The sequence below is a fragment of the Coleofasciculus sp. LEGE 07092 genome (assembly GCF_015207375.1).
GTDB lineage: Bacteria > Cyanobacteriota > Cyanobacteriia > Cyanobacteriales > Coleofasciculaceae > LEGE-07092.
The window spans coordinates 1-1,266 of record NZ_JADEWY010000292.1 but is presented as its reverse complement, the minus strand read 5'-3'; the positions used below and the strand labels follow the sequence as shown (position 1 = coordinate 1,266).

Sequence of the window (1,266 nt, the reverse complement as noted above, 5' to 3'; positions counted from 1 at the left end):
AGCCTTCACAATAGGAGTCCACAAACTTCACTGTGGGTTGAGGCTCTCTCGGCGCTATCATAGGCGGGACTTGGGTTTCAACGCTTTTTCTTGATTATACTCTTCCCAGAGTGACAAAAGAGCGATATGTGATTTTTGCAAGAGGTCTGGTTTAGAACATGGCAAAATGTTAGTTTTTTCAAGGATTATGAAACGCTATGCTGTCTTTAACACCGAGCAATTCGTTGCCTTGCCAGCAGAATGTATCGTCGATGTTCCCCAGAACCTAAATTGAGTGGAAACGCTAACACGTAAAATGTCGGAAATAGCAACCCACATTACCAATACACTAAAAGCAGCACCCTGAAATCTCGTAACCTTTCGGTTTTGCACCTAATCTTGATCCAAATTATTCATTGCCACTTCCAAGTCATTGGTTAGCTGTTGCGCACTTTTTTTACCTGACTGGGTGCAATAATCTACCACATTTAAGGGAGTTCCGATACTAACTTTGGCATCACAGCGCCAGTGCGGTACGGGTTCACTGTAACAAATGCTAATTGGCACAATTTTTAGGTCGCTTTCGGGTTGACTAGATGCTACTTGCAAGGCAATCCGAGCCATACCGGGTTTGAGGGGGTTAATACGTCCATGCCGAAAGATATTGCCTTCTGGAAACATAACCAGCACTCCACCACTGCGCAAAATTTCGACGCTGTGACGGATCGTGCCAATGGTGGGATGCTTGGTATTTACGGGAAATCCTCCCATACGCCGGATGAACCAGCCTTGCAGCCCTTTTATTTCATCTTGGGAAACCATAAACCGCAAGTCTCTGCCGATAACGGGTTTCCCAGCAGCGTAAGCCATTACCAAACCATCCCAGCGAGAGCGATGAGTAGGGGCTAGAATTACAGGACCTCTTTTAGGAAGATTTTCTTGTCCCGTTACTTGTAGGCGACGGAAGTAAAACGGCATCAGAAGATGACGCCCGATGGGGTCGAGGATAGCGATTAACCAACGGGTAACGCCAGACGTCACAGGAACTACTTTTGCCGGAGTTGTCGTCTCTGAAGGTAGTTCTGTGACTGCTGTCCTGGTTTGGGTTTCTTCACGGGATTGAACCTGCATCATGGGGGGTTAACGTTTTCTAGTATTCCAAATCTCCACTTTTACCATAGGTGTTCTACCTAACCCTGTCTTCTACTGAAGGGACACTTCTGTTGGTGTCATGGGTGAGGGAGCTGGGATGCTGGGGAGATGGGGAGCTAGGGTGCTGGGGAGCGG

General features: G+C 47.4%; 1 protein-coding gene. It reads right to left on the bottom strand.

The genetic code is table 11. The features are described from left to right. Positions 1-372: 372 nt before the first annotated feature. Complete coding sequence (locus IQ257_RS29635) at positions 373-1,113, bottom strand: 1-acyl-sn-glycerol-3-phosphate acyltransferase (protein ID WP_322744512.1); 741 nt, start codon at positions 1,111-1,113, stop codon at positions 373-375. Positions 1,114-1,266: the final 153 nt, after the last annotated feature.